This window comes from Streptomyces sp. NPDC007084, assembly GCF_040703595.1.
Classification (GTDB): Bacteria; Actinomycetota; Actinomycetes; order Streptomycetales; family Streptomycetaceae; genus Streptomyces.
Window position 1 is genome coordinate 18,029 of sequence record NZ_JBEYFY010000042.1, and the last position, 14,771, is coordinate 32,799.

At 72.5% G+C, this 14,771-nt stretch carries 14 protein-coding genes; 2 read left to right on the forward strand and 12 right to left on the reverse strand.

Translation table 11 applies throughout. The features are described 5' to 3' along the window. Positions 1 to 2 precede the first annotated feature (2 nt). Both AB0912_RS26555 and AB0912_RS26560 read right to left on the reverse strand, forming a co-directional pair. Positions 3 to 368, reverse strand: coding sequence for a hypothetical protein (locus AB0912_RS26555; RefSeq protein ID WP_366703976.1), 366 nt, complete (start codon positions 366 to 368; stop codon positions 3 to 5). A 200-nt stretch (positions 369 to 568) separates the two neighbouring features. Beyond that, positions 569 to 1,177, reverse strand: a complete 609-nt coding sequence (locus AB0912_RS26560) for a TetR/AcrR family transcriptional regulator (RefSeq protein ID WP_366703978.1) — start codon at positions 1,175 to 1,177, stop codon at positions 569 to 571. 109 nt (positions 1,178 to 1,286) lie between these two features. Here AB0912_RS26560 and AB0912_RS26565 point away from each other — a divergent pair, with 109 nt between their 5' ends. Further along, complete coding sequence (locus tag AB0912_RS26565) at positions 1,287 to 2,780, forward strand: cytochrome P450 (protein ID WP_366703980.1); 1,494 nt, start codon at positions 1,287 to 1,289, stop codon at positions 2,778 to 2,780. Between the two features lie 17 nt (positions 2,781 to 2,797). Here the strand turns inward: AB0912_RS26565 and AB0912_RS26570 are convergent, their stop codons facing one another. Further along, positions 2,798 to 3,649, reverse strand: a complete 852-nt coding sequence (locus AB0912_RS26570; protein WP_366703982.1) for a pentapeptide repeat-containing protein — start codon at positions 3,647 to 3,649, stop codon at positions 2,798 to 2,800. Positions 3,650 to 3,744: 95 nt separating this feature from the next. Here AB0912_RS26570 and AB0912_RS26575 point away from each other — a divergent pair, with 95 nt between their 5' ends. Then, complete coding sequence (locus AB0912_RS26575; RefSeq protein WP_366703984.1) at positions 3,745 to 4,776, forward strand: SDR family oxidoreductase; 1,032 nt, start codon at positions 3,745 to 3,747, stop codon at positions 4,774 to 4,776. 3 nt (positions 4,777 to 4,779) lie between these two features. Here AB0912_RS26575 and sigJ read toward each other — a convergent pair whose 3' ends face one another. From sigJ to AB0912_RS26620, 9 genes are all read right to left on the reverse strand, one after another. Continuing rightward, a complete protein-coding gene (gene sigJ, locus AB0912_RS26580) occupies positions 4,780 to 5,694 on the reverse strand; it encodes an RNA polymerase sigma factor SigJ (RefSeq protein ID WP_366703986.1) in 915 nt (304 codons plus the stop codon). 59 nt (positions 5,695 to 5,753) lie between these two features. Then, positions 5,754 to 6,587 (reverse strand): enoyl-CoA hydratase/isomerase family protein, encoded by an 834-nt coding sequence (locus AB0912_RS26585; protein WP_366703988.1) that lies wholly within the window; start codon positions 6,585 to 6,587, stop codon positions 5,754 to 5,756. Between the two features lie 160 nt (positions 6,588 to 6,747). Next, positions 6,748 to 8,049, reverse strand: a complete 1,302-nt coding sequence (locus AB0912_RS26590; protein ID WP_366703990.1) for an alpha/beta fold hydrolase — start codon at positions 8,047 to 8,049, stop codon at positions 6,748 to 6,750. Positions 8,050 to 8,182: 133 nt separating this feature from the next. Beyond that, positions 8,183 to 9,208, reverse strand: a complete 1,026-nt coding sequence (locus AB0912_RS26595) for a LacI family DNA-binding transcriptional regulator (RefSeq protein ID WP_366703992.1) — start codon at positions 9,206 to 9,208, stop codon at positions 8,183 to 8,185. Positions 9,209 to 9,414: 206 nt separating this feature from the next. After that, the gene (locus AB0912_RS26600; RefSeq protein ID WP_366703994.1) at positions 9,415 to 9,738 is read right to left on the reverse strand and encodes an L-rhamnose mutarotase; all 324 of its coding nucleotides are present in this window, start codon (positions 9,736 to 9,738) and stop codon (positions 9,415 to 9,417) included. Between the two features lie 38 nt (positions 9,739 to 9,776). After that, on the reverse strand, positions 9,777 to 10,862 hold the full coding sequence (gene rhaS, locus AB0912_RS26605; RefSeq protein ID WP_366703996.1) for a rhamnose ABC transporter substrate-binding protein: 1,086 nt from the start codon (positions 10,860 to 10,862) through the stop codon (positions 9,777 to 9,779). Positions 10,863 to 10,895: 33 nt separating this feature from the next. Further along, positions 10,896 to 11,888 (reverse strand): ABC transporter permease, encoded by a 993-nt coding sequence (locus tag AB0912_RS26610; protein ID WP_366703998.1) that lies wholly within the window; start codon positions 11,886 to 11,888, stop codon positions 10,896 to 10,898. Then, the gene (locus AB0912_RS26615) at positions 11,881 to 12,921 is read right to left on the reverse strand and encodes an ABC transporter permease (RefSeq protein ID WP_366704000.1); all 1,041 of its coding nucleotides are present in this window, start codon (positions 12,919 to 12,921) and stop codon (positions 11,881 to 11,883) included. Before AB0912_RS26615 ends, AB0912_RS26610 begins: the two co-directional genes overlap by 8 nt. Continuing rightward, positions 12,918 to 14,435, reverse strand: coding sequence for a sugar ABC transporter ATP-binding protein (locus tag AB0912_RS26620; RefSeq protein ID WP_366704002.1), 1,518 nt, complete (start codon positions 14,433 to 14,435; stop codon positions 12,918 to 12,920). The genes AB0912_RS26615 and AB0912_RS26620 overlap by 4 nt, the downstream gene beginning before the upstream one ends. Between the last annotated feature and the right edge of the window lie 336 nt (positions 14,436 to 14,771).

Below are 14,771 nucleotides of genomic sequence, written 5' to 3' on the forward strand. Positions count from 1 at the left end.
CCTCAGGGGAAGGCGGGCGCCGGCAGGAGGTGCGGCCACCAGCCGGGGGTGCCGCCTGGGCAGTTGGGGGTGACGCCGCTCCAGAAGAACGCGAGGGCGCACCAGCACAGGGCGAGGAGCGCCGCCCCGAGGACGACGGCGTGAAGGAAGGGGCGGCCTCCCAGGAGGGCGCCCAGCAGCACCCAGGCCATGAGCAGGACGGCGGAGAGGGCGGGGATGAAGAAGTAGAGCAGGAAGGTACTGTTGGCCGCGTTGTTCACTCCGGCGTCACAGGCGTTGAGCGCCCGGCCAAGGACCATGGTGGTCAGCATCGCGAGCAGCACCGCGACCACCAGCCCGAGACACCCGTGCAGTCGCCGGTTCTCCATACGTCGTCCCCTGGTCGTCGGCTCCGGCGGGCACCTCGGCCGCACGGCTGGTCACGGTGTCCACCTGCTCGGGGAACCCCGAAGTAGGCCGGTACAAGATCGATTGGCCGGATTCCCGCCGTCCGTCACGGCGGCCAGAGACGGCACCGGCGGACCGGGCGCGGCCGAACGAGCCGTCATCCAGCGGGCGTTGCCGCCGCTCAGGGCACGATGACGCCGAGCAGCGCCCGCGCGCACAGGTCCCGTACCTGCGCCCGGGTCAGTTCCGCGCCCCGGAGCCACTCCAGGCAGACGGCGGTGGTGAAGGCCAGCCAGCCCCGGACCGCGATCCGCAGTTCGGGCAGGTCCCCGGGCGCCCAGGCCGGCTCGGGGTCCGCGGCGAGCGCGGCGAGGATCTGCCGCTCCTGCGCGGCCAGCGCCCGCTGGTAGACCTTGCGCACGGCCTGGTCCCCCGCCGCGTCCGCGCGGTGGAAGGCGCGGAAGCCGTGCGCGTGCTCCTCGACGTAGCCGAGGAAGGTGTCGAGGCCGGCGGTGAGCTGCTCGCGCACCGGGACGCCGGGCACGGCCGCGGTCATCCGCAGCATGCGTCCGCTCTCCCGCTCGACCACGGCCGCGAAGAAGTCCCGCTTCGTCGGGAAGTAGTGGTAGAGCAGCCCCCGGGAGACCCCGGCGATCTCGGCGACCTGCTCGATCCACACGTCGTCGTACGGACTCTCCGAGAAGAGGCGGGCGCCGACCGACAGAAGCTGCTCACGGCGCTCCTCGGTACTGAGCCGCCTGCGCGCCCGCTCCCCCTGCTTCCCGGTCATGCCCGCACTGTACTTGACGCCGGTTCAACAACGGGACGACACTGAGACCCGTTATTGAACCCGCGTACAACAGACCTCAACCGGCGGCAGGAACAAGGGAGATGGCGGCATGGCGGAGACGAGGCACGGCGCACCGGCCGCACTGCCGAAGGGATTTCGCAGCGCGGAGCTGGGCTGGCCCGAGCTGCGCCGCATCCCGCACCCGCCGCGCCGCGTCCCGTTCGTCGGCGATGTGCTCGGGGCCAGCGTCCGTTCGCCGATGCAGGATTCCCTCAAGTTCGGCCGGCGGCTCGGGCCGATCTTCCGGCGCAAGGCCTTCGGCAACGAGATCGTCTTCGTCTGGGGCGCCGGCCTGGCCGCCGAGCTGGCCGACGAGTCGCGGTTCGCGAAACACGTGGGCCTCGGGGTCGCCAACCTGCGCCCGGTGGCCGGGGACGGACTGTTCACCGCGTACAACCACGAGCCCAACTGGCAACTGGCGCACGACGTCCTCGCCCCCGGGTTCAGCCGGGAGGCCATGGAGGGCTACCACCCGATGATGCTGGACGTCACCGAGCGGCTCACGGACCGCTGGGACGCCGAGCAGGCGGCCGGGCGCGCGGTGGACGTGCCCGGGGACATGACCAAGCTGACGCTGGAGACGATCGCGCGGACCGGCTTCGGCCACGACTTCGCCTCGTTCGAACGCTCCCGGCCGCACCCCTTCGTGACCGCGATGGTGGGCACGCTGACCTATGCCCAGCGCCGCAACGTCGTCCCCGTGCCGCTGGCCCCGCTGCTGCTGCGCGGCGCGTCCCGGCGCAACGCGGCCGACATGGCGTATCTGAACCGCACGGTCGACGCCGTGGTGGCCACGCGCCGGGCCGACGGCGGCGGCCGGGGCGACCTGCTCGACCGGATGCTGGAGACGGCGCACCCGGTGACCGGGGAGCGGCTCGCGCCGGAGAACATCCGCCGCCAGGTCATCACCTTCCTGATCGCCGGCCACGAGACCACCTCGGGCGCCCTGTCCTTCGCGCTGCACTACCTCGCCCGGCATCCGGAGGCCGCCGCCCGCGCCCGCGCCGAGGTCGACCGCGTGTGGGGCGGCACCGAACGGCCCGCCTACGACCAGGTCGCCCGGCTGCGGTATGTGCGCCGTGTGCTCGACGAGTCGCTGCGGCTGTGGCCGACGGCACCCGCCTTCGCCCGAGAGGCCCGGGAGGACACCGTGCTGGGCGGGGTCCATCCGATGCGCCAGGGCGCGTGGGCGCTGGTCCTCACGGCGATGCTGCACCGGGACCCGCAGGTGTGGGGCGCCGACACCGAGGCGTTCGACCCGGACCGGTTCGACGCGAAGGCGGTACGGGCCCGGCCCCCGCACACCTTCAAGCCGTTCGGCACCGGGGCGCGCGCCTGCATCGGCCGCCAGTTCGCCCTGCACGAGGCGACCCTGGTCCTCGGACTGCTGCTGCGCCGCTACGAGCTGCTGCCCGAGCCGGACTACCGGCTGCGGGTGTCCGAGCGGCTCACCCTGATGCCGGAGGGGCTGCGACTGCGCCTCGAACGGCGTACCCCGGTCACGGGGACACCCCGGACCCCGGCGGGCCGGTCCACCGCCTGAACGCCGGCGGCCGGACTTCAGGGACTCTCTGCGCCGGTCCAGTGGCCGGGACGGGCGAGGGAGTCCGGCAGGCGGGTGGCCGCGTTGCCGCGGGCCGCGTTCAGCTGGGGCTGGGTGACGAAGAAGGCGCCGGTCAGATCCGCGTCGGTGAGGTCGGCGTCCCGCAGGTCGGCGCCGATCAGGTCGGCGTCGCGCAGGTCCGCCCCCGTCAGATCGGCGGCGATGAGGTAGGCGCCGCGCAGACTGGCGCCCCGCAGGTCGGCGCCCTTGAGGCGGGCGCCCATCAGGTCGGCGCCCCTGCGGTCCTTCTTGCGGCCGCCCCCGGCGCCGGCCCGGACCAGCTCGCTCGTGCGCAGCAGCACCTCGTTGACCCGCTGCCGGTGCGCGCCCACGTCCAGGGCGCCCAGCCCGTCGGGGCTCAGCCGGGCCAGCTCCTCCGTCCGGCCGAGCAGGCTCCGGGCGTCGGTGTGCACGGGCCGGGCGGCGGGGAGCGTCAGCGCCTCGGTCAAGTACCAGAGCAGTTCGTGGAGTTGGCGTACGACGGGGAACACGTCGAACATCTCGCGGGCCCGCTCGGGTGAGCCCGACCGCCAGTCCACACCGCCGTAGGTCTCCTGGGAGACCCGCTGTCCGGCGCCGAAGCAGTCGTACACCGTGCAGCCGGTGAAGCCGGTCTCCCGGAGGCGGGTGTGGACGCCGCAGCGGAAGTCGTCCGCGAGGTTGGGGCAGGGCTTGCCCGCGTCCTTGTCGATCGCGAAGTCCGCCGACCGGGAGAAGGTGAGGGCGACACAGCACAGCCCGAAGCACCGGCCGCAGTCGGCGCGCAGTGCCGGGCGGGAGTCCTGGGCCGTGGCGCCGTCGTCGCTCATGGGGCCAAGACTACTGAGCCCGGGGGCCGCCTCTGAACTGGACCGATGCCGCTGGCCGCGCCGTGCGGGCAGGGATGCCCACGGTCACTGTCTGGATGTTTGACGGCACACCGGGTATCGAGGGGGCCATGGACACCGCCGCCGGACTGCCCGGCCTCCCCGCCCCTCCCCCGCTGGGCGCGAGCGCCCTGCCGGCCGGCACGTTCGACGGCTCGCTGGTGCTCGTCACCGGAGGCGGCACCGGACTCGGGCGGGCCGTCGCCGCGGAGTTCGCGCGGCTCGGCGCCGACCTGCTGATCGTCAGCCGGCGCGAGCGCCATCTCGCGCCCGCGCGGCGGGAGTTGGCGAAGCTGGGCACCCGGGTGTCGTCGGCCGTCTGCGACATCCGGGACCCGCGGCGCATCGCCGAGGTGTTCGACCGCCACCCGCTGCCGGACGTGCTGGTCAACAACGCGGCGGCCAACTTCCCCGTCCCCGCCGAGGAGATGTCGCCGAACGCCTGGCAGTCGGTGGTCGACATCACCCTCACCGGTACGTTCCTGATGACCCGTGAGTTCGGGCGCAGGCATCTCGCGGCGGGTACGCCGGGGTCGGTCATCGACGTCGGGGCCTCCTACGCCTGGACGGGCGGCCCCGGGTTCGCGCACAGCGCGGCGGCGAAGGCGGGTGTGGAGAGCCTGGTGCGGACCCTCGCCGTGGAGTGGGGCCCGTACGGCATCCAGGTCAACGGGCTGGTGCCGGGCCTGATGCCGCACCCCGACATGACGGACGACATCCGAGGCAACCTCGCCCGGGCGCGGGACCCGGCCGCGCACCCGGTCGAGCACGCGTCCGAACATGCGGCCGACCATGCGGCCGAACCCGCTGCCAAGGACGCGAGCGGAGGCCCGGAGAGGCCGGAGGACCCGCGGGCGCCGGCGGGGCATGACCGGCGGCAGCCCGCGCTGCGGGTCGGCGCGCCGCGTGAACTGGGCTGGGCGGCGACCTTCCTGGCCTCCCCCTACGCCCGGTTCATCACCGGCCACACCCTCGTGGTGGACGGCGCGAACTGGCAGCGCAGGGGGCTGGTCAGCCCGCCGGTGACGCCGGTGCGGGAGCAGTTGGGGCGCGGCCCCTTCACCGGCTGACCGTCACGCGCCGGGGTCCGCGGGACCGGGCCCGGCGAGAGCGAGGCGGGCGAGCCGTTCGGGGTCGGCGAGGATGTACATCGCGACGATCCGGCCGTCGGCGACGGTGATCCCCATGACCGACAGCGGACGGCCGTCGACGTGGGCGACGACGCCGATCTCTCCGTTGACCAGGACCGGCCGTGAACTCGCCGCGAACCGGGAGAAGGTGAGGGCCTGCCGGGCCACCGCCGCCGCCCCGCGCACCAGTTTGGAGGCGGCGGCTCCGCCGATGTGCGGGCCGGAGTCGGCGCGCAGCACGACGTCGGGGTCGAGGACGGCGAGCAGCGCCTCGAAGTCCCCGGCGCGCGAGGCGGCGAGGAAGGCGTCGAGGACCTGCTTCTGCCGGGTCACGTCGCGCTCGGGCTCGGGGGCGTCCGCCTTGACGCGGCGGCGGGCCCGGCTCGCGAGCTGGCGGGTGGCCACCGTCGAGCGGCCGACGATCGGGGCGATGTCGTCGAAGGGGACCGCGAACAGGTCGTGCAGCACGAAGGCGAGCCGTTCGGCGGGCTCCAGCGTCTCCAGGACCACGAGGAGGGCGAGTCCGACGGAGTCGGCGAGGAGCACCTCCTGTTCGGGGTCGCTCTGGTCCAGCGGGCCGACCACGGGGTCGGGGACGAAGGTGCCGGCGTGCTCCAGCGGGTCCTCGCGGCGGGCGGTGCGCGAGCGCAGCATGTCCAGGCAGATCCGGCCGACGACGGTGGTCAGCCAGCCGCCCAGGTTCCTGATCTCGTCCGCGTCGGTGCGGCCGAGCTTCAGCCAGGCTTCCTGGACGGCGTCGTCGGCCTCGCTGAGCGAGCCGAGCATCCGGTAGGCGACCGCTCTGAGGTGCCCGCGCTGTTCCTCGAACCGGTCCGCGAGATGTTCGCTGTCGGCCATCGGTCCCCCTGTGTCGTCTGTGTCTTCGTAGGCGCAGGTGACCGATCAAAACACGCTGGTCACTTTCCCTCGAAGCGGGGCGCGCGGCGGGCCCGCTTCGCGGCGTATCCCTCGTCCGCGTCCTCGGAGGTCAGGGTGAGCGCGGCCGAGAGGGCCGCCCGGTCGAGGGCGGTGGCGAGGCCGGCGTCGGCGAAGGTGTCGATGTCCCGCTTGACGGCCTGCACGGCGAGCGGCCCGTTCGCCTCGATCTCGCCGGCGACCGCGTGTGACGCCGACTCCAACTCGCCTTCCGGTGCGACGAATTGGACGAGGTGCAGGCGTTCGGCCGTCGTCGCGTCGAGCCGGCGGCCGGTCAGCGCGAGGAACTTGGCCCAGCCGGCGCCCGCCTCGCGCGCGATCCGCAGATCGCCGCCCGCGTCGAGTGCTAGACCCAACTGGGCCTCGGGCAGGGCGAAGACGGCGTCGGCGGAGGCGATCCGGATGTCGGCCATGAGGGCGAGTTCGAAGCCGAAGCCGAGGCAGTAGCCCTGGACCGCTGCGACGACGGGCTGGGGCAGGGACGCGAAGGCGGCGAAGCGTCCATGCGCCCAGCGGATGCCCTCGGCGTAGGCGTGGGTGCGTTCGGCGCCCGAGCGGCCGGTGATCGCGCCGCCCGGTGCCGTCACGTCGATGCCCGCGCAGAAGGCCCGCCCCTCGGCCCGCAGCAGCACGACCCTGATCGCCGGGTCGAAGCGGATCCGGTCGGCGAACAGGCCGAGTTGGCGCGTGGACTCCCAGCTCCACGCGTTGAGTTTGGCCGGCCGGCAGAGGGTGAGGACCCCGACGCCGTCCTCGACCTCCAGCCGCAGCCGCTCCTCACCCTCCGGGATGTCCGTACGCGTGGTGTCGATCATCCGTACCCCCTCAGATTTCTGACAGGCCGTCAGAAGCTTAGAGGGGTACGCGCCCGCGCCCCAAGGTGCCGGAGCGGAGCCGGACCGTCGCAGGGCGGCGCGGACCGGCACGTGGCCGGACCGTCGAAGGGCCGCGCCGACCGGGGAGGAGCCCGGCCCGTCAGGCGTCGTCGCGGGTGAGCGCCAGCAGCCGGTCGAGGACGCGCGGGCCGCCGGCCCGCAGGCCGTCGTGCTCGAACTCGTCGGTCACCCACGTGCGCAGCCCGCGCACGGCCCGCGCGGTCCGGAGCGCGTGCCCGGTGTCCACGTACATGTCGTCGTGGTAGACGGCAGCCGCCACCGGCACCTCGTTGGCGGCGAGGCGGGCCGGGTCGTAGAGCGGGGCCCAGTCGGTGCGGGCGGCCAGTACCTCGGCGGTCTCCCGCAGCGGGCGCAGCGCCGGGTCGTTCTCGAACATCCAGGGGTGCACGGACTCGCCTGTGAACAGCAGCGGTCCGTCGTCGGCGAGGGTCTTGGCCGCGTCGAACTGCGGGAACTCGGCGCGTACCCGCTCGGCGGACCAGTTGGTGGGCCGCTCGTCCTGGGCGTAGATGGCCTCGTGGACCAGCGCGTACAGCGGGTGGGCCGCGTACGACAGGAGGGCCTGGACCTCTTCCTGGAAGGCGTCGGAGAGGGCCATGCCCCGCGGGGTGCGCACGAAGGCGTCCTCCAGCAGGTAGTGCAGGCGGTGGCTGCCCTCGCTGCCGCCGAGCAGGATGCCCAGCGACTGGAAGGCCTCGACGGTGAGGCGGTAGCCGCCGCCGAGGACGGGCTCGTGCTGGAGCAGGTGGTCGGCGATGCGGCGGGCGCGCTCGACGTCCTGCGGGTAGCGGGCGTAGTGCGCGGCGACCTTGCGCTCGATGCGCGGGTAGGCGGCGCGGTAGACGTCGTCGGCGTGGCCGTCGAGGGTGGGCAGGCCGCCGGTGACGAGGGCCGCGCTCAGCCCCTCGGGGGCGCTGGACAGATAGCGCACGGTGCAGAAGCCGCCGAAGCTCTGGCCGAGCACCGTCCAGGGGGCGCCGCCGGTGAGCCGGGGCCGGATGGCCTCGCAGTCGAGGACGATCGAGTCGGCGCGGAAGAGCGTGAGGTGGTCGGCCTGTTCGCGGGGGCCGCCGCGCAGCGGGAGGGTCTGCCGGTTCGCGGGCGTGGAGTGGCCGGTGCCGCGCTGGTCCAGCAGCAGGACGCGGAACTCCTTCAGGGCCCGGCCGAGCCAGGCCTGCCGTCCGACGAAACGATTCGCTCCGAAGCCGGGGCCGCCCTGGAGATACACCAGCCAGGGCAGGTCCTGCCGCGCCTTGTCGCTCGCGACGACCTCGCGGGCGAACAGCTCGATGGTCTCCCCGTCCGGACGGGCGTGATCGAGGGGCACGGTGAAGCGGTGGTCGGTGAGGACGACACCGGGCTGGCGGTAGCTGACGGTCAACAGGGCTCCCGAGACGTACGGATTCCAGGCTGTCCCAGTTGAGCACATGTGCCCCGGACCGGGCAGCCCGGGGATCAAGAAGGCGGACTGAACAGTGGGTCAACGGCCCGGCGAGGGGCAACTGAACGGCCGCTCAGCGCGCGGCCAGGCTGGAGTGGCGTACGACCAGCTCGGGCTGGAGGACGACACGGCGGTGTTCGTGCGGCGCGGGCGCGGTCCGCGCCTCGATCTCCTCCAGGAGCAGTCCCGCGGCGAGCGCGCCGAGCGTCGTGGCGGGCTGCCGTACGGAGGTGAGCGGGACGGCCGCGGCGGCGGCGAACTCGATGTCGTCGTAGCCGACGATGGCGAGGTCGTCGGGGACGCCGACACCGGCCGCGTACATGGCCTGGAGGACGCCGAGCGCGAGCAGGTCGTTGGCGCAGAACACGGCGGTGGGGCGCTCGGCGAGGCCGAGGAGCCGGGCACCGGCGTCCCGTCCCGCGGCCACGTCGAGCCGCTCGGTGGGCAGCTCGCGCAGGCTGCCGGGGCCAAGGCCCGCCTCGGCCAGCGCGTTCAGGGCGCCGGTGCGGCGGTCCCTGACCTGGTTGAGGCCGGGCGGCCCGCTGACGTAGGCGATGGAGCGGTGCCCGGCGTCCACGAGATGGCGGACGGCGAGGGCGCCCCCCGCCACGTCGTCGACGGAGACGGAGCACTCGGTGGTGCCCTCGGCGACCCGGTCGACCAGGACGAAGGGGATGCCGTTGCGGCGGAAGGCCTCGATGTTGCGGCCGCTCGCGTCGCTGGGGGTCAGCAGCACGCCGCGCACGCGCTGCTCGGCGAAGAGCGACAGGTAGTCGGCCTCTTCGCTCGGGCTCTGCGCGCTGTTGCAGACCATCACGCCGAGTCCGGCGTCGCGGGCCGCGCGTTCGGCGCCCCGGGCCACGTCCACGAAGAAGGGGTTGCCCATGTCGAGGACGAGCAGCCCCATGATCCGGCTGCTTCCGGCGCGCAGTTGGCGGGCCGACTCGCTGCGCACATAGCCGAGCCGGTCGATGGCGGACAGCACACGGGCCCGCGTCTCGGAGGCCACCGAGTCGGGGCGGTTGATCACGTTCGACACCGTGCCGACGGAGACTCCGGCGGCACGGGCGACGTCCTTGATACCCACCGACTGGGCCATCGGGCGGGAACCTCCAGCAGAACTCGAAGCGGCGGGCAGGCCCTCACATTACCCGCGAGCGGGCCGGAACCGGTGGTCGTGAGGGAAGCCCGGAAATGGACGACATACGGGGCGACGGGCCCGGTCCCGTCGGGCGTCGCCCCGCAGGTCACGGCAGGTCACGGGGCGGGTCGCGGCCGGCGGGGCGCGCTCGCGGCCCCGCCGGTTCAGTCGAGGTGGAACACCTCGGCGAGGGGTTTCATGGCCTCGTCGGGGCGGGCGCCGTCCAGCGCGGTGAAGAACGGCGCCATCTCCGCCTGCCAGCGGGCGTTGACGTCGGTGGCCTCCATGGCGGCGCGGGCCGCGGCGAAGTCCTCGGTCTCCAGGTAGCCGACCAGCAGGCCGTCCTCGCGCAGGAACAGCGAGTAGTTGTGCCAGCCGGCGGCCGAGAGCGCGTCGCGCATCTCGGGCCACACGGTGGCGTGCCGCTCGCGGTAGGCGTCGAGGCGGTCCGCCCGGACCTTCAGCAGGAAGCACACACGGCGTGTCAACGACCCTCCCGGGTACGGCGGTTGCGGGGGCCGGCCGATCAGAAGTCGAACTGGTCGATGTTCTTCGCGTCGAAGACGGTCGGCTTGCCGAGGTTGATCACGCCGTCCTTGCCGATGGTGAAGGAGCCCATGTCGCCGGCCTTGAAGGTCTCGCCCTCCCGGCCGGTGATCTGCCCCGAGGCGAGCGCCACGGCGGTGTGGGCGGCCAGCTCGCCGAGCTTCGACGGGTCCCACAGCTCGAAGCCCTCGACCGTCCCGTTCTTGACGTACTTGCGCATGTCGTTGGGGGTGCCGAGGCCGGTCAGCTTGACCTTGCCCTTGTACTTGGAGCCGGACAGGTACTGGGCCGCCGCCTTGATGCCGACGGTGGTCGGGGAGATGATCCCGGCGAGCTTGGGGTGCTCCTGGAGCAGGCCCTGCGTCTGCTGGAAGGACTGCTGGGCGTCGTCGTTGCCGTAGGCGACCTTGACCAGCTTGACGTTCTTGTACTTGGGGTCCTTCAGCTCGTCCTTCATGAAGTCGATCCAGGTGTTCTGGTTCGTCGCGGTCTGCGCGGCGGACAGGATCGCGATCTCGCCCTTGTAGCCGATCTGCTTGGCGAGGAGCTGTACCTCGGTGCGGCCGAGGTCCTCGGCGCTGGCCTGCGAGACGAAGGCGTTACGGCAGTCGGTCTTGGTGTCGGAGTCGTAGGTGACGACCTTGATCTTGTTCTTCATCGCCTGCTTGAGCGCGGTGCACAGGGCGCCCGGGTCCTGCGCGGAGACGGCCATCGCGTTCACCTGCTGCTGGGTGAGCGTGTTGACGTAGCTGACCTGGCCGCTGGTGTCGGTGGCGCTGCTGGGGCCGACCTCCTTGTAGGTGGAGCCCAGCTCCTTGAGCGCCTTCTCGCCGCCCTTGTCGGCGGAGGTGAAGTAGGGGTTGTTGACCTGCTTGGGCAGGAAGCCGACGGTCAGCCCCTTCTTGGTGGCCGCGTTCGGGTCGGCCTTGGCGCCGCCGGAGGCGGCCGAGCCGCCGGAGTCCTGCACGTCGTTCTTGGTGGTGCCGCCGCACGCGGTGACGGCCAGGGCGAGGGAGGTGACGGCGGCGAGCGCCGCGCAGGTACGGCGGATCGAGGTCTTGCGCATGGCTGACGGTCCTTTACGGGGTGAGCGGAGCGGTTACGAGATCGGAGTCGAGGCGGCTCTGCGGCCCGCCCTCGCTACGGAGATCTGCCGTGTGACCCGGGGGCCGAGCACGGAGACGACGAGCAGAACGCCGGTCACGACGATCTGCGACTGCGCGGAGACGTTGAGGAGGCTCATCGCGTTCTGGAGGGCGCCGAGCAGGAAGACACCGGCGACGGCGCCGCCGAGGGTGCCCTTGCCGCCGTCGAAGTCGATGCCGCCGAGCAGGACGGCCGCCACGACGGACAGTTCGAGCCCGGTGGCGTTGTCATAGCGGGCGCTGGCGTAGTGCAGGGCCCAGAAGACGCCGGTCAGGGAGGCCATCAGGCCGGTCGCGACGAACAGGAGCAGTTTCTGCCGCTTGACGCGGATGCCGGCGAACCGGGCGGCCTCCTCGTTGGCGCCGATGGCGAACGCCGACCGTCCGAAGGGGGTGGCGTGCAGCACGACGACGGCGACGGCGAGCAGGACCAGGAAGGGCGGGAAGGCCTGCGGGACGAACGAGTCGCCGATCCGTCCGGCGGCGAAGTCCAGGTACCGGGTGGGGAAGTCGGTGACCGCGTCGGAGCCGAGCACGATCTGCGCGATGCCCCGGTAGGCGGCGAGCGTGCCGATGGTGACGGCGAGGGACGGCAGGCCGAGCCGGGTCACCAGCAGGCCGTTGACCAGTCCGCACACCACGCCGAGCAGCAAACACAGCGGGATGATCGTCTCGATGGCCATGCCCTGGTTCCACAGGGCGCCCATCACCGAGCCGGACAGCCCGGCCGTGGAGGCCACCGACAGGTCGATCTCGCCGGCCACCACGAGCAGGGTCATCGGCAGGGCGATCAGCGCGATCGGCAGGGTGTTGCCGATCAGGAACGACAGGTTGAGGGCGTTGCCGAAGCCGTCCACGAAGGAGAAGGAGAACAGCAGCAGGACGATGAGGAGCGCGCCGACGACCGTGTCCCAGCGGACGGCGCGCGCGAGAGCGGAGTCAGCCATGGCGGGCGTTCCTCTTCTTCAGGGCGGAGGCCACGCGCAGCGCGACGACCCGGTCGACGGCGATGGCGAGGATGAGCAGGATGCCGTTGATGGCGAGCACCCACACGGAGCTGACGCCGAGGGCGGGCAGCACGCTGTTCACGGAGGTCAGCAGGAGCGCGCCGAGGGCGGCGCCGTAGACGCTGCCGGAGCCGCCGGTGAAGACGACGCCGCCGACCACGACCGCGCTGACGACGGTGAGTTCGTAGCCGTTCCCGGTGCCGGAGTCGACGTTGCCGAACCGGGCGAGGTAGAGGGCGCCGGCGAGCCCGGCGAGCGCCCCGCAGACGATGTACGCGGTGAGGATGCGCTTGCGGACGGGGATGCCGGCGAGCCGCGCGGCCTCGGGGTTGGAGCCGAGCGCGTACAGCTCGCGCCCGCTGCCGAAGTGCCTGAGGTAGTAGGCGGTGACGACGAGGACGGCGAGGGCGATCAGCGCGAGGTAGGGGACGGCGAGGATGCCGCCGGAGCCGAAGTCGACGAAGCCGCCGGGCAGGTCGGCCGCGGTGATCTGGCGGGAGCCGACCCAGATGGAGTCGATGCCGCGGATGATGTAGAGCGTGCCGAGGGTGACGACGAGGGCGGGCACCTGGCCGAGGCTGACGAGGAGTCCGTTGACCAGCCCGCAGCCGATGCCGAGGAGTACGGCGAGGACGACGGCGACGACGCCGTTGCCGCCGCCCTGGAGGTAGGTGCCGGCCGCGAAGGCGCTGATCCCGAGGGTCGAGCCGACCGACAGGTCGACGTTGCGGGTGATGACGACGAGGGACTGGCCGGTGGCGACCAGCACCAGGATCGTGGCGTTCAGCAGCAGGTCCTTGATGCCCTGCTCGGACAGGAACTCGCTGTTGCCCGCCTGGGTGACGGCGATCATCACCAGGAAGACGGCCAGGATGGCGAGTTCGCGCATCTTGAAGACGCGGTCCACCAGCCGGGTGCCGCTGGACTTGGGCACTTCGGTGGCGGGGGCGGGGGTGGGCGCGGTGACCGTCATGCGGCGGCCCTCCCGGTGGCTGCGGCCATCACGGTTTCCTCGGTGGCTTCGGAGCGTGGGATCTCGGCGGTGAGCCGGCCCTCGTGCATCACGAGCACGCGGTCGGCCATGCCGAGGATCTCGGGCAGATCGGAGGAGATCATCAGGACGGCCACCCCGTCGGCGGCCAGTTCGCTGAGCAGCCGGTGCACCTCGGCCTTGGTGCCGACGTCGATGCCCCGGGTCGGCTCGTCGACGATGAGCACCTTGGGGCCGGTGGCGAGCCACTTGGCGAGGACGACCTTCTGCTGGTTGCCGCCGGAGAGGGTGCCCACGGTGTCGGCGATCCGGGCGTACTTGACCTGGAGCTTGACGGCCCAGTCGAGGGAGCGGCTGCGTTCGGCGCCGCGGTCCATCAGGCCGGCCCGGACCGTCGTACGCAGCCCGGTCAGGCCGATGTTGCGCTCGATGGACATGTCCATCACCAGGCCCTGGGCGCGGCGGTCCTCGGGGACGAGGGCGAGGCCGGCGGCCATGGCGGTGGACGGGGCGCCGTTCGTCAGCGCCTTCCCGTCGACCGTCACCTCCCCGGCGTCCCAGCGGTCCACCCCGAACACGGAGCGGGCCACCTCGGTGCGGCCGGCCCCGACCAGTCCGGCGAGGCCGACGATCTCACCGCGCCGGACGTCGAAGGAGACGTCGGTGAAGACGCCCTCCCGGGTCAGCCGGCGCACGCTCAGGGCGATGTCGCCGGCCTCGACGTCCTGCTTGGGGTAGAGCTGGTCCAGGTCGCGGCCGACCATGCGGCGGACCAGGTCGTCCTCGGTCATGCCCGTCAGCGGCTCGCTGGAGATGAGCGCCCCGTCCCGCAGGGTCGTGACCCGCTGGCAGATCTGGAAGATCTCCTCCAGCCGGTGCGAGATGAACAGCACCGCGGAGCCCTGTTCGCGCAGGGTGCGCACCACGCCGAACAGCCGCGCCACCTCGCTGCCGGTGAGGGCGGCGGTGGGCTCGTCCATGATCAGGACGCGGGCGTCGAAGGAGAGCGCCTTGGCGATCTCCACGATCTGCTGGTCGGCGATGGACAGTCCGCGGGCCGGCCGCTCGGGGTCGAGTTCGACGCCGAGGCGCTCCATCAGGGCGGCGGTCGCCGCGTGGGTCGCCTTGTGGTCGATGCGGCCGAGCGCCCGGCGCGGCTGGCGGCCCATGAAGATGTTCTCGGCGATCGAGAGGTCGGGGAAGAGCGTGGGCTCCTGGTAGATCACCGCGATACCCGCGTCACGGGCGTCGGCGGGGCCGTGGAAGACGGTGGGTTCGCCGTCCAGGAGAACCTGGCCGGCGTCCGGTCGGTGCACGCCGGCGAGCGCCTTGATGAGGGTCGACTTGCCCGCGCCGTTCTCTCCGGCGAGCGCGTGCACCTCGCCGGGGAACAGTTCCAGGGACACGTCCCGCAGGGCGCGTACGGCACCGAAGGACTTCGACAGATCCTTCAGCGCCAGCACCGGGGTCGGTCCCGTGTCGGACGGGTGGGTCATGAGGGGCTCCTCGACGACGCCTGCGGGACGGCCCCCACGACGTCGTGAAAGGTTTCAATTGGATTGCCGGGACGTTAGGCATGTCACCCAGGTCGCGTCAATGGGTGCGTGGCGAAATTCTTCGGGGGCCAAAGGTCACGACGGAGTCACGAACAAAGCCCGGCGCGGGAGGGGTTGACAGTCCTGCGGGGTGCTCATAGCTTCGGCTCCTGAATCGTTTCAGCCGCCGTGTTCCAGGAAGCCGGGGACCGGCGTCCGTCGGGAAGCCCCCGTGACCGGCCTGTGCCGGGAAGCCGTGGCGGACCGTGCGGACGGCCGTTCCCCACTCGAAGTCGT

Excerpts from the sequence above, each read along its gene's own strand:
- AB0912_RS26570 (WP_366703982.1), bottom strand. The coding sequence starts at position 3,649 with ATGAGCGACGACGGCGCCACGGCCCAGGACTCCCGCCCGGCACTGCGC.
- AB0912_RS26595 (WP_366703992.1), bottom strand. The coding sequence starts at position 9,208 with ATGGCCCAGTCGGTGGGTATCAAGGACGTCGCCCGTGCCGCCGGAGTC.
- AB0912_RS26615 (WP_366704000.1), bottom strand. The coding sequence starts at position 12,921 with ATGACGGTCACCGCGCCCACCCCCGCCCCCGCCACCGAAGTGCCCAAG.
- rhaS (WP_366703996.1), bottom strand. The coding sequence starts at position 10,862 with ATGCGCAAGACCTCGATCCGCCGTACCTGCGCGGCGCTCGCCGCCGTC.
- AB0912_RS26610 (WP_366703998.1), bottom strand. The coding sequence starts at position 11,888 with ATGGCTGACTCCGCTCTCGCGCGCGCCGTCCGCTGGGACACGGTCGTC.
- AB0912_RS26560 (WP_366703978.1), bottom strand. The coding sequence starts at position 1,177 with ATGACCGGGAAGCAGGGGGAGCGGGCGCGCAGGCGGCTCAGTACCGAG.
- AB0912_RS26565 (WP_366703980.1), top strand. The coding sequence starts at position 1,287 with ATGGCGGAGACGAGGCACGGCGCACCGGCCGCACTGCCGAAGGGATTT.
- AB0912_RS26620 (WP_366704002.1), bottom strand. The coding sequence starts at position 14,435 with ATGACCCACCCGTCCGACACGGGACCGACCCCGGTGCTGGCGCTGAAG.
- AB0912_RS26585 (WP_366703988.1), bottom strand. The coding sequence starts at position 6,587 with ATGATCGACACCACGCGTACGGACATCCCGGAGGGTGAGGAGCGGCTG.
- sigJ (WP_366703986.1), bottom strand. The coding sequence starts at position 5,694 with ATGGCCGACAGCGAACATCTCGCGGACCGGTTCGAGGAACAGCGCGGG.
- AB0912_RS26555 (WP_366703976.1), bottom strand. The coding sequence starts at position 368 with ATGGAGAACCGGCGACTGCACGGGTGTCTCGGGCTGGTGGTCGCGGTG.
- AB0912_RS26575 (WP_366703984.1), top strand. The coding sequence starts at position 3,745 with ATGTTTGACGGCACACCGGGTATCGAGGGGGCCATGGACACCGCCGCC.